This window comes from Streptomyces sp. NPDC043876, from assembly GCF_056435825.1.
Genome location: NZ_JBWKDV010000002.1, coordinates 436,072 through 462,572 on the forward strand (window position 1 = coordinate 436,072; position 26,501 = coordinate 462,572).

Annotated in this window: 20 protein-coding genes, 2 tRNA genes and 1 pseudogene; 19 read left to right on the forward strand and 4 right to left on the reverse strand. The window is 73.1% G+C overall.

Going from position 1 to position 26,501, the window contains the following annotated elements:
• The first annotated feature begins 123 nt into the window (after positions 1-123).
• The 11 genes and pseudogenes from rsfS (at position 124) to AC0693_RS07125 (ending at position 11,868) form a co-directional block, all read left to right on the forward strand.
• On the forward strand, positions 124-570 hold the full coding sequence (gene rsfS / locus AC0693_RS07075; RefSeq protein WP_356410654.1) for a ribosome silencing factor: 447 nt from the start codon (positions 124-126) through the stop codon (positions 568-570).
• Positions 567-1,250, forward strand: coding sequence for a histidine phosphatase family protein (locus tag AC0693_RS07080; protein ID WP_478801355.1), 684 nt, complete (start codon positions 567-569; stop codon positions 1,248-1,250). The genes rsfS and AC0693_RS07080 overlap by 4 nt, the downstream gene beginning before the upstream one ends.
• A 113-nt stretch (positions 1,251-1,363) precedes the next feature.
• Positions 1,364-1,436 (forward strand) — tRNA-Ala (locus AC0693_RS07085).
• A gap of 133 nt (positions 1,437-1,569) precedes the next feature.
• Positions 1,570-1,803 carry a hypothetical protein gene (locus tag AC0693_RS07090; protein ID WP_008738908.1) on the forward strand — a complete coding sequence of 78 codons (234 nt, stop codon included), beginning with the start codon at positions 1,570-1,572 and terminating at the stop codon, positions 1,801-1,803.
• Between the two features lie 195 nt (positions 1,804-1,998).
• A tRNA-Ala gene (locus tag AC0693_RS07095) sits at positions 1,999-2,071 on the forward strand.
• A gap of 258 nt (positions 2,072-2,329) precedes the next feature.
• On the forward strand, positions 2,330-5,203 hold the full coding sequence (gene leuS / locus AC0693_RS07100) for a leucine--tRNA ligase (RefSeq protein ID WP_469318547.1): 2,874 nt from the start codon (positions 2,330-2,332) through the stop codon (positions 5,201-5,203).
• A gap of 178 nt (positions 5,204-5,381) precedes the next feature.
• Complete coding sequence (locus AC0693_RS07105; protein WP_478801186.1) at positions 5,382-6,101, forward strand: hypothetical protein; 720 nt, start codon at positions 5,382-5,384, stop codon at positions 6,099-6,101.
• Positions 6,102-6,342: 241 nt separating this feature from the next.
• The gene (locus AC0693_RS07110; protein WP_469333876.1) at positions 6,343-7,188 is read left to right on the forward strand and encodes a DegV family protein; all 846 of its coding nucleotides are present in this window, start codon (positions 6,343-6,345) and stop codon (positions 7,186-7,188) included.
• A 120-nt stretch (positions 7,189-7,308) separates the two neighbouring features.
• Positions 7,309-8,370: a ComEA family DNA-binding protein gene (locus tag AC0693_RS07115; protein WP_478801187.1), complete on the forward strand. Its 1,062-nt coding sequence runs from the start codon at positions 7,309-7,311 to the stop codon at positions 8,368-8,370.
• A gap of 26 nt (positions 8,371-8,396) precedes the next feature.
• A pseudogene (locus AC0693_RS07120) lies at positions 8,397-10,826 on the forward strand (ComEC/Rec2 family competence protein); the annotation flags it as partial.
• A 181-nt stretch (positions 10,827-11,007) separates the two neighbouring features.
• Positions 11,008-11,868: a YceI family protein gene (locus AC0693_RS07125; RefSeq protein ID WP_468463545.1), complete on the forward strand. Its 861-nt coding sequence runs from the start codon at positions 11,008-11,010 to the stop codon at positions 11,866-11,868.
• A 47-nt stretch (positions 11,869-11,915) separates the two neighbouring features.
• On the opposite strand, the gene AC0693_RS07130 is transcribed toward AC0693_RS07125, so the two are convergent.
• The gene (locus AC0693_RS07130) at positions 11,916-12,158 is read right to left on the reverse strand and encodes a hypothetical protein (protein WP_356410669.1); all 243 of its coding nucleotides are present in this window, start codon (positions 12,156-12,158) and stop codon (positions 11,916-11,918) included.
• A gap of 61 nt (positions 12,159-12,219) precedes the next feature.
• Between AC0693_RS07130 and holA the strand changes: the two genes are divergently transcribed.
• Positions 12,220-13,218, forward strand: a complete 999-nt coding sequence (gene holA / locus AC0693_RS07135; RefSeq protein ID WP_469318551.1) for a DNA polymerase III subunit delta — start codon at positions 12,220-12,222, stop codon at positions 13,216-13,218.
• 613 nt (positions 13,219-13,831) lie between these two features.
• On the opposite strand, the gene rpsT is transcribed toward holA, so the two are convergent.
• Positions 13,832-14,098 carry a 30S ribosomal protein S20 gene (rpsT, locus tag AC0693_RS07140; RefSeq protein ID WP_356410674.1) on the reverse strand — a complete coding sequence of 89 codons (267 nt, stop codon included), beginning with the start codon at positions 14,096-14,098 and terminating at the stop codon, positions 13,832-13,834.
• 244 nt (positions 14,099-14,342) lie between these two features.
• Between rpsT and lepA the strand changes: the two genes are divergently transcribed.
• The 3 genes from lepA to hemW all read left to right on the forward strand — a co-directional run bounded on the left by lepA (position 14,343) and on the right by hemW (position 19,674).
• Positions 14,343-16,208, forward strand: a complete 1,866-nt coding sequence (lepA, locus tag AC0693_RS07145; protein ID WP_356410677.1) for a translation elongation factor 4 — start codon at positions 14,343-14,345, stop codon at positions 16,206-16,208.
• 265 nt (positions 16,209-16,473) lie between these two features.
• Positions 16,474-18,363, forward strand: coding sequence for an AMP-dependent synthetase/ligase (locus tag AC0693_RS07150; protein WP_468463303.1), 1,890 nt, complete (start codon positions 16,474-16,476; stop codon positions 18,361-18,363).
• A 78-nt stretch (positions 18,364-18,441) separates the two neighbouring features.
• Positions 18,442-19,674 carry a radical SAM family heme chaperone HemW gene (hemW, locus tag AC0693_RS07155; protein ID WP_478801188.1) on the forward strand — a complete coding sequence of 411 codons (1,233 nt, stop codon included), beginning with the start codon at positions 18,442-18,444 and terminating at the stop codon, positions 19,672-19,674.
• A gap of 573 nt (positions 19,675-20,247) precedes the next feature.
• Here the strand turns inward: hemW and AC0693_RS07160 are convergent.
• Together AC0693_RS07160 and AC0693_RS07165 are read right to left on the reverse strand one after the other, a co-directional pair.
• Positions 20,248-21,048, reverse strand: a complete 801-nt coding sequence (locus AC0693_RS07160; protein ID WP_469318554.1) for a DUF3097 domain-containing protein — start codon at positions 21,046-21,048, stop codon at positions 20,248-20,250.
• A gap of 28 nt (positions 21,049-21,076) precedes the next feature.
• Positions 21,077-21,802, reverse strand: coding sequence for an MBL fold metallo-hydrolase (locus AC0693_RS07165; RefSeq protein WP_478801189.1), 726 nt, complete (start codon positions 21,800-21,802; stop codon positions 21,077-21,079).
• Between the two features lie 219 nt (positions 21,803-22,021).
• Here AC0693_RS07165 and hrcA point away from each other — a divergent pair, with 219 nt between their 5' ends.
• From hrcA to AC0693_RS07185, 4 genes are all read left to right on the forward strand, one after another.
• A complete protein-coding gene (gene hrcA, locus AC0693_RS07170) occupies positions 22,022-23,038 on the forward strand; it encodes a heat-inducible transcriptional repressor HrcA (RefSeq protein ID WP_356410691.1) in 1,017 nt (338 codons plus the stop codon).
• The gene (dnaJ, locus tag AC0693_RS07175) at positions 23,039-24,175 is read left to right on the forward strand and encodes a molecular chaperone DnaJ (RefSeq protein WP_469333891.1); all 1,137 of its coding nucleotides are present in this window, start codon (positions 23,039-23,041) and stop codon (positions 24,173-24,175) included.
• A 112-nt stretch (positions 24,176-24,287) separates the two neighbouring features.
• Positions 24,288-25,388, forward strand: a complete 1,101-nt coding sequence (locus AC0693_RS07180) for a nitronate monooxygenase (RefSeq protein WP_478801190.1) — start codon at positions 24,288-24,290, stop codon at positions 25,386-25,388.
• A complete protein-coding gene (locus tag AC0693_RS07185; RefSeq protein WP_356410699.1) occupies positions 25,385-26,128 on the forward strand; it encodes a 16S rRNA (uracil(1498)-N(3))-methyltransferase in 744 nt (247 codons plus the stop codon). Before AC0693_RS07180 ends, AC0693_RS07185 begins: the two co-directional genes overlap by 4 nt.
• Positions 26,129-26,501 lie beyond the last annotated feature (373 nt).

Below are 26,501 nucleotides of genomic sequence, written 5' to 3' on the forward strand. Positions count from 1 at the left end.
GATCGCGCCGCCGATCACGCCCCTGACCGGCATTTACGCCCGCGCCACGGCTTTGGCGCGGGCGGTGTCGGCGGTACATGAGACCCTTGTAAGGATCTGCCCGCCGACCCGAAAGCATGGCCAGTGACCGCCACGGACCGCTCCATCGAGCTCATCACCGCCGCCGCCCAGGCCGCGGCCGACCGGCTCGCGCACGACATCATCGCGTACGACGTCAGCGATGTGCTGTCGATCACCGACGCCTTCCTGCTCGCTTCGGCGCCCAACGACCGCCAGGTCAAGTCGATCGTCGACGAGATCGAGGAGAAGCTCCAGAAGGAGCTGGGCGCCAAGCCGGTGCGCCGCGAGGGCGACCGCGACGCCCGCTGGATCCTGCTCGACTACATCGACATCGTCGTCCACGTGCAGCACAGCGAGGAGCGCGTCTTCTACGCGCTGGAGCGCCTGTGGAAGGACTGCCCCGAGATCGACCTGCCCGAGGACGCCAAGCTCACCAAGGGCAAGGCCGAGGAGCACGCCGCACTGCGTGCCGCGCAGGGCGACGAGGACCTGGACGGTGATCTGTTCTGAGCGCGATCGACACCGGCGCGGGCGCCGGCACCGGCGGAGACAAGAAGACCGGCCGCAAGATCGTCCTGTGGCGCCACGGCCAGACCGCCTGGAACCTGGAGCGCCGCTTCCAGGGCTCCACGGACATCGAGCTGACCGAGGGTGGTGTGGCGCAGGCGCGCCGCGCCGCCCGGCTGCTGGCCTCGCTGGGGCCCGAGGCCATCGTCGCCTCCGACCTCAAGCGGGCCGCCGCGACCGCCGCGGAGCTGGCCGACGTCACGGGTCTGCCCGTCGAGCACGACGCCGCGCTGCGCGAGACGTACGCCGGCGCCTGGCAGGGCCTGACGCACGAGGAGATCCTCGGGAAGTACGGCGAGCAGTACGCGGCGTGGAAGCGCGGCGAGGCCGTGCGGCGCGGCGGCGGCGAACTGGAGACGGAGGTCGCCGACCGGGCGGCTCCCGTGGTCCTCAAGCACGTGGACCGACTGTCCGAGGGCGGCACGCTGGTCGTGGTCAGCCACGGCGGCACGATCCGCACCACCATCGGCCGTCTGCTCGGTCTGGAAGCGCACTACTGGGAGGGCCTCGGCGGGCTCTCCAACTGCTGCTGGTCCGTGCTCGGTGAGGGCGCGCGGGGCTGGCGGCTGCTGGAGCACAACGCCGGCACGCTGCCGGAACCGGTGCTCGGCGACGACGTCTGACGTTGCTCCCGGCGGCCCGCAGACCCGGATTTCACTTTCGGGCGGGTCGCAGGCTAGAGTTCTTCTTGTTCGCAGCGCGGAACACCGGAAACGGGGGGAGCGCGGCGGAGAGCGGGGCTATAGCTCAGTTGGTAGAGCGCCTGCATGGCATGCAGGAGGTCTGGAGTTCAATTCTCCATAGCTCCACAATCAGGATCCCGTCCCCAACAGGGGGCGGGATCCTTGCTTTTGTCCCGGCTGCCCCGCCCGCCAACGGCATGGCAGAATCGGACGGCCGGAGGGGAGAGGGCGGCCCCGGGCGGGAGGGAGTCGCTGACGGATGGGTGCACACCGGCGCCGGTGCGACTGGTGCAACAACGGCACGCCGATCGTGCGGGACATGGACCCGGTCAACCCCGACTACCAGTACTGGTGCGAAGAGTGCGCGCGGGCGCTGATCATAAAGGGCGACCCGATCGAGACGTACCGGGAACTCGAAGGGGAGCCGATCTACGGCCGGCTGCTCGACGAGCACTGCACGCTCAAGCGGTTCTACCAGTTCGCGCGAGCCTGACCCGCGGGCGCGGGGCAGGCGTGACGGGGGTGTGACGCAGGTGCGGACCGAGGCCCTGGACGGGCGGACCGGGCGGCTCCGGAACCCGGCCGAAACCGATTTTTGGACCAGGGCCATCACCGTGTAATGTTTGGGACGTCGCCAAGGGAAACCGCGAGGAACACCGGGGCGACGGGCAGTACAGAGCAGCATCGAGGGGCTATAGCTCAGTTGGTAGAGCGCCTGCATGGCATGCAGGAGGTCTGGAGTTCAATTCTCCATAGCTCCACAGTGAAGAGAAGCGGGTCACCCGGATCGGGTGGCCCGCTTCTCGTCGTGCCCGGCCCGCCGGACGGCCGAGCGGGCGTCGGGGCCGCTGCGGTACCCTGACGCCATGCGTGCCGTACGCCTTCTGCTTACCGAGCCGCGCTGAAGAGCGCCGACCTGCGAGACGGTCGGCATCGGCGCGGCGCCCCCTCCTGTGCGAGGGGTTTTTTCGTTTGGGCAGGCAGAGACGGCAGAGACGATCGATGGAGCTTCAGAAATCATGAGCGAGACGAACACCACGGCCCCCGAGGCGGCCGAGGCGCACCGCTACACGGCTGCCATGGCCGCCGACATCGAGGCACGCTGGCAGGACGTATGGGACGCGGAGGGGACCTACGAGGCCCCGAACCCGACCGGTGACCTCGCCGGGGACCCGGCCGTGGTGGCGCGCCCCAAGAAGTTCATCATGGACATGTTCCCGTACCCCTCCGGCGCGGGCCTGCACGTCGGCCACCCGCTCGGGTACATCGCCACCGACGTCTTCGCCCGTCACCAGCGGATGACCGGCCACAACGTGCTGCACACGCTGGGCTTCGACGCCTTCGGCCTGCCCGCCGAGCAGTACGCCGTGCAGACCGGCACGCACCCGCGCGTGTCGACCGAGGCGAACATCGAGAACATGAAGGTCCAGCTGCGCCGCCTCGGCCTGGGCCACGACAAGCGCCGTTCCTTCGCCACGATCGACCCGGCCTACTACAAGTGGACCCAGTGGATCTTCCTGCAGATCTACAACTCCTGGTACGACACCGAGGCGAAGACGGCCCGCCCGATCGACGAACTGGTCGCCGCCTTCGAGGACGGCTCCCGCGAGGTGCCGGGCGGCCGCTCCTGGGCCGCGCTGACCGCCGGCGAGCGGGCCGACGTATTGAACGAGTACCGCCTGGCGTACGCCTCGGACGCGCCCGTGAACTGGTGCCCGGGCCTGGGCACCGTCCTGGCCAACGAGGAGGTCACCGCCGACGGCCGGTCCGAGCGCGGCAACTTCCCCGTCTTCAAGGCCAAGCTGAGCCAGTGGAACATGCGGATCACCGCCTACGCGGACCGCCTGCTGGACGACCTGGACGCGCTGGACTGGCCCGAGGCCATCAAGCTCCAGCAGCGCAACTGGATCGGCCGCAGCGAAGGCGCGCGGGTCGACTTCGCCGTCGGCGGCGCCGGCGCGATCACCGTCTTCACGACCCGCCCCGACACGCTGTTCGGCGCCACCTACATGGTGCTGGCGCCCGAGCACGAGCTGGTCGGCTCCATCGTCCCGGCCGCGTGGCCCGAGGGCACCCACCCGGTGTGGACCGGCGGCCACGCCACCCCCGCCGAGGCGGTCAACGCGTACCGCAAGCAGGCCGCGTCCAAGTCGGACGTCGAGCGGCAGGCGGACGCCAAGGAGAAGACCGGCGTCTTCACCGGCGCCTACGCGGTCAACCCGGTCAGCGGCGACCAGGTCCCGGTCTTCATCGCCGACTACGTGCTGATGGGCTACGGCACCGGCGCGATCATGGCCGTCCCGGCGCACGACAGCCGCGACTTCGCCTTCGCGCGCGCCTTCGAGCTGCCGATGCGCTGCGTCGTGCAGCCCTCGGACGGGCGCGGCACCGACCCGGCGGAGTGGGACGACGCCTTCGTCTCCTACGACGCCGCCGTGGTGAACTCCACGGGCGAGGGCGTGTCCCTGGACGGCCTGGGCGTCGTCGACGCCAAGGCGAAGATCACCGACTGGCTGGCCGAGCGCGGCATCGGCGAGGGCACGGTCAACTTCCGGCTGCGCGACTGGCTGTTCAGCCGCCAGCGCTACTGGGGCGAGCCCTTCCCGATCGTCTACGACGAGGACGGCGTCGCGCACGCGCTGCCCGAATCGATGCTGCCGCTGGAACTGCCCGAGGTCGAGGACTACTCGCCGCGCACCTTCGAGGCGGACGACGCGACCAGCAAGCCGGAGACCCCGCTGTCGCGCAAGGCGGACTGGGTCGAGGTCGAGCTGGACCTGGGCCGGGGCGACGGCGTCCGGCGCTACCGCCGCGAGACCAACACCATGCCGAACTGGGCCGGTTCCTGCTGGTACGAGCTGCGCTACCTGGACCCGGACAACTCCGAGGCCCTGGTCGACCCGGCCGTCGAGCAGTACTGGATGGGCCCGCGCGAGGGCCAGCCGCACGGCGGCGTCGACCTGTACGTCGGCGGCGCCGAGCACGCGGTGCTGCACCTGCTGTACGCGCGCTTCTGGTCGAAGGTGCTGTTCGACCTGGGCCACGTGTCCTCGGTCGAGCCGTTCCACAAGCTGTACAACCAGGGCATGATCCAGGCGTACGTCTACCGTGACGCGCGCGGCTTCCCGGTCTCCGCCACCGAGGTCGAGGAGCGCGACGGCAAGTTCTTCTTCGAGGGCGAGCCGGTCAAGCGCGAGCTGGGCAAGATGGGCAAGTCCCTGAAGAACGCCGTCACGCCCGACGAGATCTGCGAGGAGTACGGCGCGGACACGCTGCGCCTGTACGAGATGGCGATGGGCCCGCTGGACGTCTCGCGTCCTTGGGACACCCGCGCGGTGGTCGGCCAGTACCGGCTGCTGCAGCGCCTGTGGCGCAACATCGTCGACGAGGAGACGGGCGCGGTCACCGTGGTCGACGCCGAGCCGGCCGAGGACACGCTGCGCGTGCTGCACAAGGCGATCGACGGCGCGGGCGCCGACCTGGCGGGGCTGCGGTTCAACACGGCGATCGCGAAGATCACCGAGCTGAACAACGCCCTGACCAAGGCGGGCCGCCCGCTGGAGCGCTCGGTCGCCGAGCGGCTGGTGCTGCTGGTCGCGCCGCTGGCCCCGCACATCGCGGAGGAGCTGTGGCACCGGCTGGGCCACTCGGACTCGGTGGTCCACCAGGACTTCCCGGTCGCGGACCCGGCGTACGTCGTGGACGAGAGCGTGACCTGCGTCGTGCAGGTCAAGGGCAAGGTCAAGGCCCGCCTGGAGGTGCCGCCGACGATCTCGGACGCGGACCTGGAGCAGCTGGCGGTGACCGACGCGGGCGTCGTCGAGGCGCTGGGCGGGGCCGAGATCCGCAAGGTGATCGTGCGGGCGCCGAAGCTGGTGAACATCGTCATCTGAGGTCGGCCGCTGGCAGACCGGGAACATGCGGTCCCGGTCTAGGGGTCATCCCGTACGGGCAGGTTGGGGGTTCGATTGGAACCCCTGGCCTGCCCGCGGCGTTTACGGTGGGAGGGCGGAGAAGTACCGGCTCCGGCCGCCGCATTCGTTTCACTCGTTTCAGGGGAAAGGGAACCTCATGGAGGCCGCGTTGATCATCATGGCCCTGATGGTGCTGTTCACCCTGGGACTGGGTGTGTGGGTCACCGTGAAGGTGGTCGGTGCGGCGAAGCGCGGCGTCGACCGGACGATCACGCAGGCGCGGCGGACGGTGGAGGACACCAGCCTGAAGGCGCGCAGCTTCGGCCAGGTCGGGGTGGCGGGGGCGCTCGCCCAGATGCGGCTGGACCTGCGGATGTCGATGAGGTCCACGCAGCAGGCCCTCTACCAGGGCGTGCAGACGGACGCCTCGCTGAAGGAGTCGATCGCCCTGTTCGAACGGCTCAGCGCCCACGGGCACGAGCTGGACGACGAGCTGAAGCGGCTCGAACAGGAACCGGACAAGAAGCGGATCGCCGAGCGCCTGCCGGACCTGCGGGAACGCGTCGGCCAGGTCACCCAGGGGTCGGATTCGCTGCGCTGGGCCGCGCGCGACCGGGCCCGGCGGTTCGCCGAGGACGACCTGAGCGTGCTGTCGGCGCAGATCGAGGTCGAGTCCGGAGCGCTGCGGGACTGGTCCCGCCCGTCGGTGGACGACCTCGCGGGCTGGGCGGCCGAGCCGCCCACCGGGTCGGCCCCTTCGCCTTCCGCCGCTCCGGACGCGCCGCGGGCGCAGGGGCCGGCGGCGGCGCTGCCGAAGTCCGCGCGGCGGGCGTCCTACCCGTGGGACAAGGCCGCGCGGCCTGAGACGACGACCTGAGACGACCACTTCGGACGACCATTTCGGACGACCACCTGAGACGGGCTCGACGGGGGTTCGTGCCCGGGTCGAGGCGCGGCCGGCCCGACCGGCCCGACTCGCAGGGCTCGTAAGGCCGTGCCGCGTCGCGTGCGGGCGCCGGACGCCGGACGCCTTTGGCCGGTGGTCCGGACAGGCGGCGGGGCGGGCCACCGCCGGACCGGGCTGCCGGACGCGGCCCGCTGGCGGTACCCTCCGGCTCATGTCCCGCCATGTCGCGATCATCACCGATTCCACGGCCTACCTGCCCCAACAGGCGATGGCGCGGCACGGAATCACCGCCGTGCCCCTCACCGTGGTCCTCGGTGACGAGGCCCTCGAAGAGGGCACGGAAATCTCGGCCCGCAGCCTCGCCCTGGCCCTCCAGAAGCGCCGGTCGGTCACCACCTCCCGGCCCGGCCCGGAAGAGTTCGTACGGGCCTACCAAGCGGCCGCGGACGCCGGTGCGAGCGCCATCGTGAGCCTGCACCTCTCCGCCGAGTTCTCCGGGACCTACGACGCCGCCGTGGTGGCGGCGCGGACGGCGCCCGTGCCCGTGCGGGTGGTCGACACGGGCATGGTCGCCATGGCCCTCGGCTTCTGCGCGCTCGCGGCCGCCGAGGTCGCCGACGCGGGCGGCTCCCTCGACGAGACCGTGGCCGCCGCGGAGAAGCGCGCGGCGGGCATGTCGGCGTACTTCTACGTCGACACCCTGGACTACCTGCGCCGCGGCGGCCGCATCGGCGCGGCCCAGGCCCTCTTCGGCTCGGCGCTCGCCGTCAAGCCGCTGCTCACGCTGGAGGGCGGCCGCATCGAGATGCTGGAGAAGGTGCGTACGGCGTCCAAGGCCATCGCCCGCCTGGAAGAGCTGGCGGTGGAGCGCGCCGGCTCGGGGGCCGTGGACATCGCGGTGCACCACCTCTCGGCCCCGGAGCGTGCCCAGAAGCTGGCGGAACGGCTCCGCGAGCGCGTCCCCGGGCTGGTGGAACTGCACGTCAGCGAGGTCGGCGCGGTGATCGGCGCACACACCGGGCCGGGGCTGCTGGCGGCGGTCGTCTCGCCGCGCTGACCCGCGCCGACGGGTCCCGCTTCCCCCTCACGGGTGACGGAGTTGTCCACAACGGGGCTGCCGTCCACCGGAATCGAAGGCTCCGAACCGAGCGGCGGATTCGTCCCTACCGTCGTTCGCATGACTCTTCGTACGCGTACCGCACCGACCTCCCGAGCCACCAGTGGCCCGGGCCGCCCCTACTCCTCCGACGGCCGGTCCCGCACTGCCGGCGGCCGGTTCCGTGCCTCTGACGGCCGTGCGGGCCGTCGGGGGGCCGCTCCGGTCTCCCCGGCGCTGCGCCGCCGGGCGGACGCCCTGCTGAACGGCTCCGGGGGTGCGCGGGAGGCCCCGCCGGACGGCGGGGTGGAGGGCGGCTCCGGGGTCAGCTCCGGTGTCGACTCCGTTGGTGCTGGTGCTGGTGCTGGTGGTGCTGGTGGTCCTGAGGGTGTGGGTCCGGTCGGGCCGCGAGCGGATCGGGTCGGGTGGGCGCTCGGGGTGCGGGAGCGGATGCCGGTGTGGGTGCAGACGCGGTGCGGGCTGGAGCCGAAGACCCTCGGCGCCGTCGCGGTGGTGCTGGTGGCGGCCGTGGGGTTCGCCGGACAGCAGTACTGGTCGGCCGGGCCGAAGCCGGTGACCGCGCCCGCCGTCGACGCTCCGCCGCTGACTCCGGCGGGGGCCGCGTCCACCCCGTTTCCCGCGTTCGCCTCCCCGGGCGGGGTCGCGGCGGGGCCGGTGCCCGCAGCTCCGTCCGGCGGGCCGCGGATCGTGGTGGACGTCAGCGGAAAGGTCCGGGACCCGGGGATCCGGCGGCTGCCCGCCGGGTCGCGGGTCGAGGACGCGCTGGCCGCCGCCGGGGGCGCGCGGCCGGGTACGGACCTCTCCGGGCTGAACCGGGCGCGGATCCTGGTGGACGGCGAACAGGTGCTGGTCGGTGTCCCGGCGCCACCCGCGCCGGTCGGGGGCGTGCCGGGAGGGGGCGGCGGGGGCGGTTCCGCCGGTGCCGGGACGGCTCCGGTGAGCCTCGCCACCGCCACGGTCGAGCAGTTGGACGGACTTCCCGGCGTCGGGCCCGTGCTGGCCCGGCACATCGTCGACTACCGCACCGTGCGCGGTGGTTTCCGTTCCGTGGAGGAACTCCGCCAGGTCAACGGCATCGGGGAACGACGGTTCGCCGATCTGCGCCCCTTGGTCCGGCCGTGACCGGGGCGAACGGGCCGCCGGGCGAGGTGCCGGGCGAGGTGTCGGGCCTGGTCCCGGGCGGGTCGGTGGCCCGTTCGCCGGGCCGCCGGCCGGCCGTGGTGGACCTGCGGCTCGTGGGGCCGGCCCTCGGTGTGTGGGGGGCGGCGGCGCTCGCGCTGGAGGCACCGGCCCTGTGGACGGCCTGCGGGGTGGGGCTGGCGGTGGCGGGTGCGGGGGTGCTCGTACTGGTGGCGTGCCGCCGGGGCGAACCCCGGTGGGCCGCGGGGGTGGCCGTAGCCGCGGTCCTGCTGTGCGCCGCCGCCGGAGCCGCCGTGGCCGCCCTGGAGCGGGCCGGGGACCGCTCCGGTCCGGTGGCCGGGCTCGCGCGGCAGCACGCCCTGGTTACCGCGGAGCTGACGGTCGCTTCGGACCCCCGGCGGGCCGCGTCCGGGGCGGGACCGCCCGTGCTGATGCTGGACGCCGAAGTGACCCGGGTGACGGACCCCGAGGGGAGGCGGACACGGGTGGAGAGCCCCGTCCGGGTCATGGCGGGACACCCCGGCTGGGCCGGGCTGCTGCCGTCGACCCGGGTGCGGGCCGTGGTCCGGCTGGCTCCGGGGCGCGCGGGGGAGCGGGCGGTGGCGCTGCTGCGCCCGGTGGAGGACGCCCGGCCCGTGCTGATCGGGGGCCCGGATCTCGCGCAACGGGTCGCGGGGCGGTTGCGGGCCGGGCTGCGCGCGGCCACCGACGGGCTCGCGCCCGATCCGCGGGCGCTGTTGCCGGGGCTGGTGGTGGGGGACACCTCGCGGGTGGCGCCCGATCTGCACGACGCCTTCCGCGCCACCGACCTGCTGCACCTGCTGGCGGTGTCCGGGTCCAACCTCACCGTCGTCCTGTTCCTGCTGATCGGCCCCGCGAGCACCGCGCAACAGGCCGAGCGGCGCGGGCTGGCTCCCCGGCTCGGGCTCTCGCTGCGCGGCACGGCGCTGGGCGGGGCGGCGCTCACCCTGGCCTTCGTGGTCGTGTGCCGACCCGAGCCCAGCGTGCTGCGGGCCGCGGCGTGCGGGGCGGTCACCCTGCTGGCCCTCGCCACCGGGCGGCGCAGATCCCTGATCCCCGCCCTGGCCGCCGCCGTGGTGCTGCTCGTGCTGTACGACCCCTGGCTGGCGCGGAGCTACGGCTTCCTGCTCTCGGTACTGGCCACGGGCGCCCTGCTGACGCTGGCGCCCCGGTGGAGCGAGGCCCTGCGCGGGCGCGGGGTGCCGTTCCGGCTCGCCGAGGCGCTGGGCGCCGCCGCGGCCGCGCAGGCGGTGTGTTCGCCGGTGGTGGCGGTGCTCGCGGCCCGGGTGAGCCTGGTGGCGGTCCCGTGCAATCTGCTGGCCGAGCTGGCCGCCGGTCCCGCGACGGTGCTGGGCTTCGGCGCGCTCGCCGTGGCCCCGGTGTGGCCGGCCGGGGCGCGGGTGCTTGCCTGGTGCGCCGGGGTGCCCGCCGGGTGGATCGCCGCCGTCGCCCGGACGGGGGCGGGGCTGCCCGGGGCGGAGCTGTCCTGGCCCGGCGGGATCGGTGGCGGCCTGTTGCTGGCCTTGGTCACCCTGGGCGCCGTAGGGCTGGCGGCGCGCCTGGGCCGGTACCGCTGGGCCTGCGCGGCGACGGCCCTGCTCCTGCTCCTCGCCCTGCTGCGGCCCCCGCAGCTCACCCGGACCCTCACCGGCTGGCCGCCGCCGGGGTGGCGGTACGTGCAGTGCGCGGTGGGCCAGGGGGACGCGGGCGTGCTGGCCGCCGGGCCGGGCACCGCGGTGGTCGTGGACACCGGTCCGGATCCGGGGCCGGTGGACGCGTGCCTGCGGGCCCTGGGGGTGCGGCGGGTACCGCTGCTGCTCCTGACGCACTTTCACGCGGACCACGTGGGCGGGCTGGCCGGAGTACTGCGCGGGCGGGCCGTCGGCCTGATCCAGACCACCACGCTGGCGCAGCCGCCGGGCCAGGCCGAGTTCGTCCGGCGGACCGCGGCCGCCGCGGGCATCGCGGTGGAGGTGGCCCGCGCGGGGGAGCGGCGCCGGATCGGGCCGCTGGCCTGGGAGGTGCTCTGGCCGCCGCCCGCCGGGCCGGGAGCGGGACCGGCGCCCGAGGGTCCCAACGACGCGAGCGTGGCCCTGCTGGTCGACAGCGGCGGGCTGCGGCTGCTCCTGCTCGGCGACCTCGAACCGGCCTCGCAGGGCCGGTTGCTGAGGGACCGTCCCCGGTGGGGGCCCGTGGACGTCCTGAAAGTGGCCCACCACGGCTCCGCGCACCAGGACTTCGCGCTGCAGGCGGGGATCGCCGCCCGCATCGCGATCGTTCCGGTCGGGGCGCACAACCGCTACGGTCACCCGGCGCCGGTGACGCTCGCGCGGCTGCGGGCGGCGGGGGCGGCCGTCCTGCGCACCGATGCCGACGGGGCGGTGGCGGTCACGGGATCGGGCTCCGGGCTACGTGCATTTCCGGCCGGTCGCCGGCGCGGGAGGCGGAGGCGTCCCGGGACCGGCAGGGGGTGTGACCGTTCTGTTTGCTCCCAACTCGACAGCGTGATCGAATGCGTTTCCGCCAGACCGATTCACGACCACTTAAGTTCACACAGCGCACGGGGGTGCATCAACCATGTTCAGTCGCCGACGGGGTATGGAGACGGGTGCGGGTTCCAGCCCGCCCGGATCCGCGACGCTGACGCTGCCGCCGATGGCGGGTCTGCTCAGTTGCCGGGTGCTCGACGCCGTCCACCAGCCGGTCCGCCAGGCCCGGTTCGAGGTCACCGATCCGATCGGCCGACGGATCGTCAGCGGGGAGACCGACCCCTACGGCGGATTCGTCGCCGCGGTGCCGGAGGGGGAGTACCGGCTGGCCGTCACGGCCGAGGGGTACGCGCCCTACCTGGGGGCGACGACCATCGGGGACGGCACGCAGCACGGCGGGGCGGAGATCGTGCTCGCGGCGGTCGAGCCGCCGCTGCTGCCGAAGCCCGGGCACTGGGAGCTGGACCCCTCCCACTCCTCCATCGGCTTCACGGCCCGGCACATCGGGATGGCCAGGATCCACGGCCGGTTCAACACCTTCGCCGGGGCGGTGCGGATAGCCGACCGCATGGAGGACTCCTCCATGCACGTGATCATGGACGCGGCGAGCATCGACACCGGGGTCCGGCTGCGCGACGACCACCTGCGCTCCGCGGACTTCCTGGACGCGCAGCGCCACCCGACGGTGGAGTTCTACAGCGAGCGGTTCATCCACCGCAGCGGCAGCCGCTGGGCCGTCGCGGGAGCCCTGACCCTGCACGGCGTCAGCCGCTCGGTCACCCTGGACGCCCAGTACCTGGGCGTGGGCACGGGCATGGAGGGCGAGACCCGGGCGGCCTGCCGGGCGACGGCCGAGCTGCACCGCGAGGACTTCACCCTGAACTGGCAGTCGATACTGGCGCACGGCATCGCGGCGGTCGGCATGAGCGTGGAGGTCGCGCTGGACGTCCAGATCATCCACAAGGCCTGACGGACCGCAGGAGCACGGGAGCCCCGCGGCGCGGGCTGGGGGCGCGGCTAAGGGGCTTCCAGCCAGCCGTCGTGATCGGCGGCGAGGTCGTCCAGGGCGGCGGTGTCCAGGAGTTCCTTCGGGTCCTCCACGACCACGAGCCACTGGGCGTCCTCGGCGTCGTCCTCGCCGGCCAGGGCGTCGCGGACCAGCTGCGGTTCCTCGGGCAGGCCGAAGCGGTCGACCAGCTCCCGGGCCACCTCGTCGGCGGCGTCGCGGTCGGGCAGGACCAGTACATGTCGCACGTTCACCGGATCATTCTCCGGTATGCGGGGCGGGGTGCTGTCAGTACGGCGTGGGATGCTGGAGGCGATGGCCACCAGGAAGAACTCAACCGACGATCCGCTCGCCCCGCTCACCCTCGCGGTGGGCCAGGAGGACCTGCTCCTCGACCGCGTGGTGCGGGAGGTGGTGGCGGCCGCCCGGGCCGCCGACGCCGACACCGACGTGCGCGACCTCGCGTCCGAGCAGCTCCAGCCCGGCACGCTGGCCGAGCTGACCAGCCCCTCGCTCTTCTCCGAGCGCAAGGTCCTGGTCGTGCGCAACGCGCAGGACCTGTCCGCGGACACGATCAAGGAAGTCAAGGCGTACCTCGACGCGCCCTACGAGGACATCGCCCTCGTCCTCCTCCACGCGGGGGGCGCCAAGGGCAAGGGCCTGCTGGACGCGGCCCGCAAGGCGGGTGCCCGGGAGATCGCCTGCCCGAAGATGACGAAGGCCGCGGACCGGCTGTCCTTCGTGCGGGGCGAGTTCCGGACGCTGGGCCGGTCGGCCACGCCGGAGGCGTGCCAGACCCTGGTCGACGCCATCGGCAGCGACCTGCGGGAGCTGGCGAGCGCGGCGGCCCAGCTGTGCGCGGACGTCGAGGGCACCATCGACGAGGCCGTGGTCGGCCGCTACTACACCGGCCGGGCGGAGGCCTCCAGCTTCACCGTCGCGGACCGGGCGGTCGAGGGCCGTGCGGCCGAGGCGCTCGAAGCCCTCCGCTGGTCCCTGTCCACGGGGGTGGCGCCGGTGCTGATCACCAGTGCCCTGGCCCAGGCGGTGCGGGCCATCGGCAAACTGGCGTCGGCCCCCCGCGGGGCCCGGCCCGGCGACCTGGCCCGTGACCTCGGCATGCCGCCGTGGAAGATCGACCGGGTCCGGCAGCAGATGCGGGGCTGGTCCGCGGACGGCGTCTCGGAGGCGCTGCGGGCTGTGGCGCAGGCCGATGCGGGTGTGAAGGGCGGGGGCGATGACGCGGCGTACGCGCTGGAGAAGGCGGTCGTAGCGGTGGCCCGCGCCGCCCGCCCCCACCAGCCGACCCGCTGACCCCGGGCGCGCCGCCCCTGTCCCGCTGCCCCCGGGCGCGGCCCGCCCCCGGCCCGTGGCCCCGATCCCGGGCTGCCCTCGCCCGTGGCCCCGGTCTTGGGCTGCCCCCGGTCCGTGCTGCCCCCGGGCCCGGCTCCGGCCCGCACTTCGGCCCCGCCGCTGTGCCCTGCGGGTGGCCCTCGGCCCTCCCTGCCTCCGGCGGCGCCTCAAACGCCGGCGAGGCTGAGTTCGTCCGGCCGGGCCGAGTTCGCCCGTGTCTTGGGCTGGGCTGAGTTCGGCCGATCGGTCGCCCGGGCCTCCGGCGGCGCCTCAAACGCCGGCGGGGCTGAGTTCGTCCGGCGGGGCTGGGTTCGTCCGGTGGGGCTGAGGTTCGCCGGTCCCGGCCGGGCTGGGTTCGGCCTGCTGGGGTCGGAGGCCCGCCCGCACGTGCGAAGGCCCCGGTCGCTCCCCTGGGGAAGGGGGGCGACCGGGGCCTTCGGGTGGTGCTGGTACTGCGTACTGCTGGTGTGCGCCGCACCCGCGTGGCGAACGCAGGCCGTGTGCGGCGCGGGGTGCCGGTCAGGAGCGGGAGAGAGGGCCCGCTGGTTCCGTTCCGGCGTTCACATCAGAAAGCTCAGCCCTGCAGGGCGGCAACCTTGAGAGCCAGCGCCGACTTCTTGTTGGCGGCGGCGTTCTTGTGGATGACACCCTTCGAGACAGCCTTGTCGAGCGCACGCGAAGCGGCGCGAGAAGCCACGGTGGCCTTCTCGACGTCACCGGCGGCGGCGGCCTCGCGGGCCTTGCGGATCGCGGTCTTGAGCGACGACTTGACGGCCTTGTTACGCAGGCGCGCCTTCTCGTTGGTCTTGTTCCGCTTGATCTGGGACTTGATGTTCGCCACGAAAGAGCCTTTTCAGGTTCAGAGTTTGATCTTCGGATTGTGTGCCGTCTGCTGAGAGGGCATGCGACACACAGCTGCCCAGGCTACCAGCCGCGCTCCGACCGGCCCAAACCGGCCGCACTGCCCCGGCCATGGGACCATGGGAGTCTGCGTATGGATCCGACATCGCGCCGACGAAGGCGACGAGAACCGACTTCCGCTCCCGACCACGCTTCCGACTGCGACCCGAGAATCAGGACACTGCGTGCCCGCGATCCCCAGCCACGTGCCCGAGCCGAGCCGTACCGACCCGGCGCTGATCCGCAATTTCTGCATCATCGCGCACATCGACCATGGCAAGTCGACCCTCGCCGACAGGATGCTCCAGCTCACCGGCGTCGTCGACTCGCGGCAGATGCGTGCCCAGTACCTCGACCGCATGGACATCGAGCGTGAGCGCGGCATCACGATCAAGTCGCAGGCGGTCCGTCTGCCCTGGGCCCCCACCACGGGGGACGACCAGGGCAGCACGCACATCCTGAACATGATCGACACCCCCGGTCACGTCGACTTCACCTACGAGGTCTCCCGCTCGCTGGCCGCCTGCGAGGGGACGATCCTCCTCGTGGACGCCGCCCAGGGCATCGAGGCGCAGACCCTCGCCAACCTGTACCTGGCGATGGAGAAGGACCTCGCGATCGTCCCGGTCCTGAACAAGATCGACCTGCCGGCCGCCCAGCCGGAGAAGTTCGCCGAGGAGCTCGCGAACCTGGTCGGCTGCCAGCCCGAGGACGTCCTGCGCGTCTCGGCGAAGACCGGTCTCGGCGTGGACGTGCTGCTCGACAAGATCGTCGCCACCGTTCCGGCCCCCGTCGGCCCCAAGGACGCCCCGGCCCGCGCGATGATCTTCGACTCGGTCTACGACTCGTACCGCGGCGTGGTCACGTACGTCCGTGTGGTCGACGGACAGCTCAACAAGCGCGAGCGCATCCGGATGATGTCCACCGGCGCCACCCACGAGCTGCTGGAGATCGGTGTCTCCTCCCCGGAGATGACCCCGGCCGACGGCATCGGCGTCGGCGAGGTGGGCTACATCATCACCGGCGTGAAGGACGTCCGTCAGTCCAAGGTCGGTGACACCATCACCAGCCTGCACAACGGCGCGACCGAGGCCCTGGGCGGCTACAAGGACCCGCGCCCGATGGTCTTCTCCGGCCTCTACCCGCTCGACGGTTCGGACTACCCGGACCTGCGCGAGGCCCTCGACAAGCTGCAGCTCAACGACGCCGCGCTGGTCTACGAGCCGGAGACCTCGGCGGCCCTCGGCTTCGGCTTCCGCGTCGGCTTCCTCGGCCTGCTCCACCTCGACGTGGTGCGCGAGCGCCTGGAGCGCGAGTTCGGCCTGGACCTGATCGCCACCGCGCCGAACGTGGTCTACCGGGTCGTCATGGAGGACGGCAAGGAAGTCACCGTCACCAACCCGAGCGAGTTCCCCGAGGGCAAGATCTCGGACGTGTACGAGCCGGTCGTCCGCGCCACCCTGCTCGCGCCCTCCGAGTTCATCGGCGCGATCATGGAGCTGTGCCAGCAGCGCCGCGGCACCCTCCTGGGGATGGACTACCTGTCCGAGGACCGCGTCGAGATCCGCTACACGCTGCCCCTCGCGGAGATCGTCTTCGACTTCTTCGACCAGTTGAAGTCCAAGACGCGCGGTTACGCCTCCCTCGACTACGAGCCCACCGGCGAGCAGGCCTCGGGCCTGGTCAAGGTCGACATCCTGCTGCACGGCGACAAGGTCGACGCCTTCTCCGCCGTCACGCACAAGGACGCCGCCTACGCCTACGGCGTGCGCTTGGTCGCCAAGCTGCGCGAGCTCATCCCGCGGCAGGCCTTCGAGATCCCGATCCAGGCCGCCATCGGTTCCCGGGTCATCGCCCGCGAGACGATTCGCGCCATCCGCAAGGACGTCCTCGCCAAGTGCTACGGCGGTGACATCTCCCGTAAGCGGAAGCTGCTGGAGAAGCAGAAGGAAGGCAAGAAGCGGATGAAGATGGTCGGCTCCGTGGAGGTCCCCCAGGAGGCCTTCATCGCCGTGCTGTCCAGCGACGAGTCCGGCGGCAAGAAGAAGTAGCCGCAGGCCGGAACGTGCCCCGCGGCGTGCCGGGGGAGGGCCGGGACGCGGCCCCGCCCCCCGCCGCCCCGCGTCACCGGAACGGGTCCCCGCGCACACGCGCGGGGGCCCGTTTCGTTATGAACCGGCCGCCTGCCGACCCTTACGCGTGGGTGGGGCGGCCATCTACTCTGATCACTGCTCGTTGGTTACTCGCCAGTCACAAGAAACCCGCCAGTCCCCACGTCTTCACGCCCTAGCCGCGTGGACCGGTCCGGAGGATGTCGTGAGCGACACACAGACCATGATCGAGAACCGCCCGCCCACCGTGGCGGCCCTCTTCCTTGAGCGCGTCGCCGCGACTCCGAACGGCGAGGCCTACCGCTACCCGGTCATCGCCGCCCCCGGCCAGGGCCCGGACGAGTGGAAGTCGCTCAGCTGGGGCCAGGCGGCCGAACGGGTCTTCGCCATCGCCGCGGGCCTCGTCACCCTCGGGGTGCGGCCCGAGGAGCGCGTCGCCCTCGCCTCCAGCACCCGCGTCGAGTGGATCCTCGCCGACCTCGGCGTCATGTGCGCCGGAGCCGCGACCACCACCATCTACCCCAGCACCAACGGCGAGGAGTCGGCGTTCATCCTGGCCGACTCCGACAGCCGGGTGCTGATCGCCGAGGACGCCGCCCAGCTCGCCAAGGCCCGCGCGCACCGCGCCGACCTGCCGAGCCTGGCGCACGTCATCGTGCTGAACGCCGCCGACGCGATCGCGGCCGACGGGGACCCGGACGGCTGGGTGCTCTCCCTCGCCGACCTCGAAGCGCGCGGCGCCGAGCACCTCGCCAAGCACCCCGAGGCCGTCCGCGAGCGGATCGCGGCGATCACCGCCGACCAGCTCGCCACCCTCATCTACACCTCGGGCACCACGGGCCGCCCCAAGGGCGTGCGGCTGCCGCACGACAACTGGTCGTACATGGCCAAGGCCACCGTGGCCACCGGCATGATCTCCGCGGACGACGTCCAGTACCTGTGGCTGCCGCTCGCGCACGTCTTCGGCAAGGTGCTGACCTCGGGCCAGATCGAGGTCGGGCACGTCACCGCCGTCGACGGCCGGATCGACAAGATCATCGAGAACCTGCCGATCGTCCAGCCCACCTACATGGCGGCCGTCCCCCGCATCTTCGAGAAGGTGTACAACGGGGTCGCGGCCAAGGCCAGGGCCGGCGGCGGTGCCAAGTACAAGATCTTCAAGTGGTCGGTCGCCGTGGCCCGCGAATACGCCAAGGTCACCCAGGACAACTTCCGCCGCACCGGCCACGCCAAGGCCCCCCTCGCCCTCACCGCCAAGCACCGGGTCGCCGACGCGCTCGTCTACGCCAAGCTCCGCGACGCCTTCGGCGGCCACCTGCGCGCCGCCGTCTCCGGCTCCGCGGCCCTCGCCCCCGAGATCGCCTACTTCTTCTCCGGCGCCGGCATCAACATCCTGGAGGGCTACGGCCTGACGGAGTCCAGCGCTGCCAGCTTCGTCAACCCCGGCGAGGCCTACCGCACCGGCACCGTCGGCAAGCCGCTCCCCGGCACCGAGGTCCGCATCGCCGACGACGGCGAGATCCTGCTGCGCGGCCCCGGGATCATGGAGGGCTACCACAACCAGCCCGAGAAGACCGCCGAGGTCCTCGAAGCGGACGGCTGGCTGCACACCGGCGACATCGGCGAGCTGTCCGCGGACGGCTACCTGCGCATCACCGACCGCAAGAAGGACCTGATCAAGACCTCGGGCGGCAAGTACGTCGCTCCCGCCGAGGTCGAGGGCCGCTTCAAGGCGATCTGCCCCTACGTCTCCAACATCGTCGTCCACGGCGCCGACCGGAACTTCTGCTCCGCGCTCATCGCCCTCGACGGCCCCGCCATCCTCGGCTGGGCCGCCGAGAACGGGCTGGAGGGCAAGACGTACGCCGAAGTCGTCGCCGCGCCCGAGACCAACCGGCTGGTGGAGACGTACGTACAGACCCTCAACGAGGGCCTCCAGCGCTGGCAGACGGTCAAGACCTTCCGGCTCCTGCCGCGCGACCTCGACGTCGAGCACGGCGACCTCACGCCCAGCCTCAAGCTGAAGCGGCCGGTCGTCGAGCGCGAGTTCAAGGCGCTCATCGACGAGATGTACGCGGGCGCGAACGAGGCCTGACGGGCCCCGGACCGGGCCGTCCCGCACGCAGCGCCGACCGCGGCGGGCGTGCGGGGCGGCGTGCGGGACAATGGGGGCATGCCTTCCGCCCTCCCCGACGGGGAACCCATGCCCGAAGACGGCTCGCTGCCGTCGCACGCCCTGGCGGGTGCGGCGGACCGGCCGCTCGGGTTCTACCTGCACGTCCCGTACTGCGCCACGCGCTGCGGCTACTGCGACTTCAACACCTACACCGCCACCGAGCTGCGCGGCACCGGCGGGGTCCTCGCCTCCCGCGAGAACTACGCCGACACCCTCATCGACGAGGTGCGCCTCGCCCGCAAGGTGCTCGGCGACGACCCGCGGGCCGTCCGCACGGTCTTCGTCGGCGGCGGTACGCCCACGCTCCTGCCGGCCGCCGACCTGGTCCGGATGCTCGCGGCGATCCGGGACGAGTTCGGCCTGGCCGAGGACGCCGAGATCACCACCGAGGCCAATCCGGATTCGGTCGATGCGGCGTACCTGGCCGAACTGCGGGCCGGCGGCTTCAACCGCGTCTCCTTCGGCATGCAGAGCGCCAAGCAGCACGTCCTGAAGGTGCTGGACCGCACGCACACCCCCGGGCGCCCCGAGGCGTGCGTCGCGGAGGCGCGGGCGGCGGGCTTCGAGCACGTCAACCTCGACCTGATCTACGGCACCCCCGGGGAGTCCGACGACGACTGGCGGGCCACGCTCGCCGCCGCGCTCGGCGCCGGTCCCGACCACATCAGCGCCTACGCCCTAATCGTCGAGGAGGGCACGCAGCTGGCCCGCCGGATCCGCCGGGGCGAGGTCCCGATGACCGACGACGACGTGCACGCCGACCGCTACCTGATCGCGGACGCCGTCATGGCGGAGGCCGGCTACCACTGGTACGAGGTGTCGAACTGGGCCACCACCGAGGCCGGGCGCTGCCTGCACAACGAGCTGTACTGGCGCGGGGCCGACTGGTGGGGCGCGGGGCCGGGGGCGCACTCGCACGTGGGCGGGGTGCGGTGGTGGAACGTGAAGCATCCGGGGGCGTACGCGGCCGCGCTGGCCGCGGGGCGGTCGCCCGGGGCGGGGCGGGAGCGGCTCTCCGACGAGGACCGGCGGGTCGAGCGGATCCTGCTGGAGCTGCGGCTGGTGGGGGGCGTGCCGCTGTCCCTGCTGGCCGCGGCCGGGCGCGCCGCGGCGGGGCGGGCGCTGGCGGACGGGCTCCTGGAGCCCGTGCCCTTCGGCGAGGGCCGGGCCGTCCTCACCCTCCGCGGGCGGCTCCTGGCCGACGCGGTGGTCCGCGACCTGGTCGACTGACGGGCCGGGCTCGGCCTCCCGGGCCCGGGCTCACGGGCCTGGCCCGCCAGCCCGCTGGCCCCTCGGCGTCCCTCCGGGCTTCGCCCCGTCCGCGCCCGCATCTGTGGCGCTGAGCCCGGCCAAATCCAGCCCCGTCGGCGTTTGAGGCGCCCCCGGAGGGTCCACGAGCCGCACCCGGCGTCCAGCCTGGGTCGCGGGCCGGGCCCGCTGCCCCCCGCGCTCCTCCGGGCTTCGCCCGGCTGCCCCTCCGCGTCCCTCCGGGCTTCGCCCGGCTGGCGCCCGTATCCCTGGGGGCGCTTAGCCCGCCAAATCCAGCCCCGCCGGCGTTTGAGGCGCCCCCGGAGGGCCCACCAGCCGCACACGGCGTCCAACCCTGGGTCGCGGGGCAGGTGCCGCTCCGTCTGCCCTCCGGGGGCGCCTCAAACGCCGGCGAGGCTGGATCGCACGCGAGCGAGGCTGGGTCGCACGTAAGCGAGGCTGGGTCGCACGCGAGTGAGGCTGGATTGCGCGGCCTCGAACGTCCGCGAGGCGGGTTTCGGCACCGGACCGGGCCGCGACCTGGGCCGCGCGGGGTCAGGGGGCCGTGACGAAGTCGATCAGTTCTTCCACGCGGCCCAGGAGGGCCGGTTCCAGGTCCTGGTAGGTGTGGACGCGGGAGAGGATGTGCTGCCAGGCGGCGCCCGTGTTCTCGGGCCAGCCCAGGGCGCGGCAGATGCCCGTCTTCCAGTCCTGGCCCCGGGGGACCACCGGCCAGGCCGGGATGGACAGGGCGGACGGTTTGACCGCTTGCCAGACGTCGACGTACGGGTGGCCCGCGACCAGGACGTCCGGCGAGGTCACCGCGGCCGCGATGCGCGACTCCTTCGAGCCGGGCACCAGGTGGTCGACCAGGACGCCGAGGCGGGCGTCCGGCCCCGGGGCGAACTCCGCCACGATCGCCGGGAGGTCGTCGATGCCCTCCAGGTACTCCACCACCACGCCCTCGATGCGCAGGTCGTCGCCCCACACCCGCTCGACCAGTTCGGCGTCGTGGCGCCCCTCGACGTAGATCCGGCCCGCCCGTGCCACCCGCGCCCGCGCCCCCGGGACCGCGATCGACCCCGACGCCGTGCGCGCGGGGGCCGCCGGGGCCCGGGAAGGGCGCACCAGGGTCACCACGGCCCCCTCCAGCAGGAAGCCGCGCGGTTCCATGGGGAACACCCGCCGCTTGCCGAAACGGTCCTCCAGGGTCACCGTGCCCGCCTCGCAGCCGACCACGGCGCCGCAGAAGCCCGTACCGGCCTCCTCGACCACCAGGTCCGGGTCCGCGGGGACCTCCGGGACGGGGCGGGGGCGCTTCCACGCGGGGGTCAGGTCGGGCGAGTACTCACGCATCCGGCCGACGCTAGGAGGCCCGGCGCCCTCACGCACGCGACACGCCGAACCGCCGGGCCAGTGTGTCGCGTTGCGCACGCACGAAGCCCGCGTCGACCACCGCGCCGTGACCGGGTACGTACAGCGCGTCGTCCCCGCCCAGCGAGAGCAGCCGGTCCAGGGCCGCGGGCCACTGCCCCGGCACCGCGTCGGGCCCGGCCTGGGGTTCACCGGACTCCTCGACCAGGTCCCCGCAGAAGACCACCTGCCGCTCGCCCGGCACGCACACCGCCAGATCGTGCCCGCTGTGCCCGGGCCCGACGTTGGCCAGCAGCACCTGCACCCCGCCCAGCTCCAGGGTCCACTCGCCCGACACCAGGTGCCGCGGGAGCACCAGCGCCCGCGCCGCCTCGACGGCCTCGGCCCGCGCCAGCCCCTGGCGCACCGCGTCCTCGCACAGCTCCTCGCGCCCCGTGTCCAGCAACGCGTCCAGCCCCACCGCGCCGAACACCTCGGCCTCCGGGAACGCCGCCGAGCCCAGCACGTGATCGAAATGGGCGTGCGTGAATGCGAGATGCGTCACCCGGCGGCCCGTCATCCGCTCCGCCGCCGCCCGCAGCCCGGCCCCCTCCGGCAGCGAGGATCCTGGGTCGATCAGCAGGACCGCGTCATCGCCCACCACCAGCCCCGCGGTGCAGTCCCACACCGGCAGCCGCAGCCGTCCGGACCTCGCCGTCAGCCGTTCCCACCCCGCGTCTTCCCAACCGATGTCCATGCCGCGACGCTAGTCGAGCGGCCGCTCCCCGCGCGGTACCTTTGCGGGCCGCGAGGGGCGGCCCTTGCTATCGCCGTACGTACCCGCCGTACACTGACCGGGGGATCTCTGGCACTCGCCGTCCGCGAGTGCCAGCGGCACTCACCACGAGAACCCGGTGACCAGCCCGTCCGGGCAGGGGCAGTACGGCAACAGGCATCACAGACGGAGGTGTGCGCGATGCTCAGCGAACGCAGACTCGAAGTGCTGCGCGCCATCGTCCAGGACTACGTCGGGACGGAGGAGCCGGTCGGCTCCAAGGCGCTCACCGAGCGGCACCGGCTCGGCGTCTCGCCCGCCACCGTGCGCAACGACATGGCCGTGCTGGAGGAAGAGGGTTACATCGCCCAGCCCCACACCAGCGCGGGGCGCATCCCCACGGACAAGGGCTACCGCCTCTTCGTCGACAAGCTGGCGGGCGTCAAACCCCTGTCCAGCCCCGAGCGGCGGGCCATCCAGAACTTCCTCGACGGCGCCGTCGACCTCGACGACGTGGTCGGCCGCACGGTGCGGCTGCTCGCGCAGCTCACCCGGCAGGTCGCCGTCGTCCAGTACCCGAGCCTGACCCGCTCCACCGTCCGGCACGTCGAGCTCCTCTCGCTGGCCCCGGCCCGCCTGATGCTCGTCCTGATCACGGACACCGGCCGGGTCGAGCAGCGGCTCGTCGACTGCCTGACGCCCTTCGGGGAGACCTCGCTCGCGGACCTGCGGGCGCGGCTCAACAGCCGGATCGTCGGCCGCCGGTTCACCGACGTGCCGCCGCTGGTGCAGGACCTTCCCGAGTCCTTCGAGACCGAGGACCGGGCGACGGTCTCCACCGTCCTCGCGACCCTCCTCGAATGCCTCGTGGAGGACGCCGAAGAACGGCTGATGATCGGCGGAACCGCCAATCTCACCCGCTTCGGCCACGATTTCCCCCTGACGATCAGGCCGGTGCTCGAAGCGCTGGAGGAGCAGGTCGTGCTCCTCAAGCTGCTGGGCGAGGCCAACGAGTCGGGAATGGCCGTACGGATCGGGCACGAGAACGCCTACGAGGGGCTGAACTCCACGTCGGTCGTCTCGGTCGGTTACGGTTCGGGCGGCGAAGCAGTCGCCAAACTCGGCGTGGTCGGACCGACCCGCATGGACTACCCCGGAACGATGGGAGCGGTACGCGCAGTGGCACGTTACGTCGGACAGATCCTGGCGGAGTCGTAAGTGGCCACGGACTACTACGCCGTACTCGGCGTGCGCCGCGACGCTTCCCAGGACGAGATCAAGAAGGCCTTCCGGCGCCTCGCGCGTGAACTCCACCCGGACGTGAATCCGGACCCGAAGACGCAGGAGCGCTTCAAGGAGATCAACGCGGCCTACGAGGTGCTCTCGGACCCGCAGAAGAAGCAGGTCTACGACCTCGGCGGCGACCCGCTGTCCAACTCGGGCGGCGGCGGCGCGGGCGGGTTCGGAGCCGGGGGCTTCGGCAACTTCTCGGACATCATGGACGCCTTCTTCGGCCAGGCCTCGCAGCGCGGACCGCGCTCGCGGACCCGCCGCGGCCAGGACGCCATGATCCGCCTCGACCTGGAACTCGACGAGGCGGCCTTCGGGACGACCAAGGACATCCAGGTCGACACGGCCGTCGTCTGCACCACCTGCTCCGGTGAGGGCGCCGCTCCCGGCACCTCGGCGCAGACGTGCGACATGTGCCGCGGCCGCGGCGAGGTCTCGCAGGTCACCCGGTCCTTCCTGGGCCAGGTCATGACCTCGCGCCCCTGCCCGCAGTGCCAGGGCTTCGGCACCGTGGTCCCCACCCCGTGCCCCGAGTGCGCGGGCGACGGCCGGGTCCGCTCCCGCCGCACCCTCACGGTCAAGATCCCGGCCGGCGTCGAGAACGGCACCCGCATCCAGCTCGCGGGCGAGGGCGAGGTCGGCCCCGGCGGCGGCCCCGCCGGCGACCTCTACGTCGAGATCCACGAGCTGCCGCACAGCACCTTCCAGCGGCGCGGCGACGACCTGCACTGCACGGTCACCATCCCGATGACGGCGGCTTCCCTGGGCACGAAGTGCCCGCTGGAGACCCTGGACGGCATGGAAGAGGTGGACGTCCGCCCCGGCACCCAGTCGGGCCAGTCCATCCCGCTCCACGGCCGCGGCGTCACGCACCTGCGCGGCGGCGGCCGGGGCGACCTGATCGTCCACGTCGAGGTCATGACCCCGAACAAGCTGGACGCGCAGCAGGAGGACCTGCTGCGCCAGCTGGCCAAGTTGCGCGGCGAGGAACGGCCCACCGGCCAGTTCCAGCCCGGGCAGCAGGGCCTCTTCAGCCGCCTGAAGGACGCGTTCAACGGGCGCTGACCACCCCGCCTGAGGGCGCCCCGCGCGGGCGCCCCGCGGGCCGGGCAACCGGACTGCGCCGGGCGCCTCGCGTGATTCGGTCTGGTGCGGGGGACATGGCACGATGCTGGGCATGTCCTCCGCACCGAACGGTCTTCACCAGTACCCGATCGTGCAGGCCCCGATGGCGGGCGGCGGATCCTGTCCGCCGCTGGCCGCCGCCGTGAGCGAGGCGGGCGGGCTGGGCTTCCTGGCCGGCGGCTACAAAACGGCCGACGGCATGTACCAGGAGATCAAACGGCTGCGCGGGCTGACCCGCCGCCCCTTCGGCGTCAACCTCTTCGTGCCGCAGACCGCCTCGGCCGCCTCGGCCGACCCCGCCGCCATCGAGGCCTACCGGGGGCAGCTCGCCGGAGAGGCGAGCTGGTACGACGTCTCGATCGCGCCCGAGGACACCGTCGGCACCTACGACGACGGCTACGAAGCCAAACTCGCGATCCTCCTCGAAGACCCCGTGCCCGTGGTCTCCTTCACCTTCGGCTGCCCCCCGGCCGAGGTGCTGACCGCCCTGCGCCGGGCCGGTACCCGCAGCGTGGTCACCGTGACCTCCGTCGAGGAGGCCCGTACCGCGCAGGCCGCGGGCGCCGACGGCATCTGCGTCCAGGGCATCGAGGCGGGCGGCCACCAGGGCACGCACCGCGACGATCCGCACACCGACGGCACCGCGGGCGTCGGCCTGCTCGCGCTGATCGGGCAGGTACGGGAAGCGGTCGCGCTCCCGATCACCGCCGCGGGCGGCCTCATGCGGGGCTCGCAGGTCGCCGCCGTGATCGCCGCCGGCGCGGAGGCGGCGCAGCTCGGCACGGCCTTCCTGGCCTGCCCCGAGTCGGGCGCCGACCCGCTGCACAAGAGGGCGCTGACCGACCCGCTCTTCCCGCACACCGAACTCACCCGGGCCTTCTCCGGGCGGCCCGCGCGGGGGCTGGTCAACCGGTTCATGCGGGAGCACGGGCCGTACGCGCCCGCCGCCTACCCCCAGGTGCACCACCTGACCGCCGGCCTGCGCAAGGCCGCGGCGGCGGCCGGGGACCCGCAGGGCATGGCGCTGTGGGCGGGCCAGGGCCACCGGCTGGCGAGACCCCTGCCCGCCGGGCAGCTGGTGGAAGTACTGGCGGCCGAACTGGCCGAAGCGCAGCGCGCGTTGCGGATGCTGAAACTGAGGAGTGCGTCATGACCGCCCCCGTGTTCGTGGTGGAAGAGGTCCCCGCGGGGCCGGAGTTCGTCCTGGACGGGCCCGAAGGCCGCCACGCGGTGTCCGTGAAGCGGCTGAACCCCGGCGAGGCGGTGGTCCTCGCGGACGGCCGGGGCCGCTGGGCCGACGCCGTGGTCAAGGCGGCGGAGGGCAAGGACCGGCTGGTCGTGGCGGTGGACGCGGTCCACGAGGAGCCGGAGCCGGCGGTACGGATCACCGTGGTCCAGGCGCTGCCGAAGGGCGACCGGGGCGAGCTGGCCGTCGAGACGATGACCGAGACCGGGGTCGACGCGGTGGTGCCGTGGCAGGCGTCCCGGTGCATCACGCAGTGGCGCGGGGAGCGGGGGGCCAAGGCGCTGGGGAAGTGGCGGGCCACCGCGCGGGAGGCCGGGAAGCAGTCCCGTCGGGTGCGGTTCCCGGAGGTGGCCGAGGCCATGTCGACGAAGCAGGTCGCCGCGCTGCTGGCGGGGGCGGACCTGGCGATGGTCCTGCACGAGGACCGGGACGCCGGGTCCGCGGCGCTGGCCACGGCGGAGCTGCCGGGGGCGGGGGAGATCGTGCTCGTGGTCGGGCCGGAGGGCGGGGTCTCGCCGGAGGAGCTGGCCGTCTTCGCGGAGGCGGGGGCGAAGCCGTACCGCCTGGGGCGGTCCGTGCTGCGCACCTCCACCGCCGGCACCGCCGCCACCGCCGTCCTCCTGTCCCGCACGGGCCGCTGGTCGTAGGCCGCCTCCAGCCCCGCTGGGCAATCTCAGCCTCGCCGGCGTTTGAGGCGCTGCCGGGGGCTGGTGCTGGGTGCGTGTCTTGCGGTGCCTCCGGCGGGCCCTCAAACGCCGGGTGGGCTGGAGTCGGCTGGGCTGCGTCTGCCGTGCGGGCTGATTGTGGCCGGGGCGTGGCCGCGCCGCTGGGCAACTCCAGCCTCGCCGGCGTTTGAGGCGCTGCCGGAGGCAGGTGCCGGGTGCGCGTCTTGCGGTGCCTCCGGCGGGCCCTCAAACGCCGGGCGGGCTGGAGTCGGCTGGGCTGCGTCTGCCGTGCGGGCTGATTGTGGCCGGGGCGTGGCCGCGCCGCTGGGCAACTCCAGCCTCGCCGGCGTTTGAT

What these genes read in the sequence shown, in the direction of transcription:
- AC0693_RS07090 (WP_008738908.1), top strand. Translation starts at nt 1,570, where the DNA reads ATGGGTGCACACCGGCGCCGGTGCGACTGGTGCAACAACGGCACGCCG.
- leuS (WP_469318547.1), top strand. Translation starts at nt 2,330, where the DNA reads ATGAGCGAGACGAACACCACGGCCCCCGAGGCGGCCGAGGCGCACCGC.
- AC0693_RS07105 (WP_478801186.1), top strand. Translation starts at nt 5,382, where the DNA reads ATGGAGGCCGCGTTGATCATCATGGCCCTGATGGTGCTGTTCACCCTG.
- AC0693_RS07110 (WP_469333876.1), top strand. Translation starts at nt 6,343, where the DNA reads ATGTCCCGCCATGTCGCGATCATCACCGATTCCACGGCCTACCTGCCC.
- AC0693_RS07115 (WP_478801187.1), top strand. Translation starts at nt 7,309, where the DNA reads ATGACTCTTCGTACGCGTACCGCACCGACCTCCCGAGCCACCAGTGGC.
- AC0693_RS07125 (WP_468463545.1), top strand. Translation starts at nt 11,008, where the DNA reads ATGGAGACGGGTGCGGGTTCCAGCCCGCCCGGATCCGCGACGCTGACG.
- holA (WP_469318551.1), top strand. Translation starts at nt 12,220, where the DNA reads ATGGCCACCAGGAAGAACTCAACCGACGATCCGCTCGCCCCGCTCACC.
- hemW (WP_478801188.1), top strand. Translation starts at nt 18,442, where the DNA reads ATGCCTTCCGCCCTCCCCGACGGGGAACCCATGCCCGAAGACGGCTCG.
- AC0693_RS07160 (WP_469318554.1), bottom strand. Translation starts at nt 21,048, where the DNA reads ATGCGTGAGTACTCGCCCGACCTGACCCCCGCGTGGAAGCGCCCCCGC.
- AC0693_RS07165 (WP_478801189.1), bottom strand. Translation starts at nt 21,802, where the DNA reads ATGGACATCGGTTGGGAAGACGCGGGGTGGGAACGGCTGACGGCGAGG.
- hrcA (WP_356410691.1), top strand. Translation starts at nt 22,022, where the DNA reads ATGCTCAGCGAACGCAGACTCGAAGTGCTGCGCGCCATCGTCCAGGAC.
- AC0693_RS07180 (WP_478801190.1), top strand. Translation starts at nt 24,288, where the DNA reads ATGTCCTCCGCACCGAACGGTCTTCACCAGTACCCGATCGTGCAGGCC.
- AC0693_RS07185 (WP_356410699.1), top strand. Translation starts at nt 25,385, where the DNA reads ATGACCGCCCCCGTGTTCGTGGTGGAAGAGGTCCCCGCGGGGCCGGAG.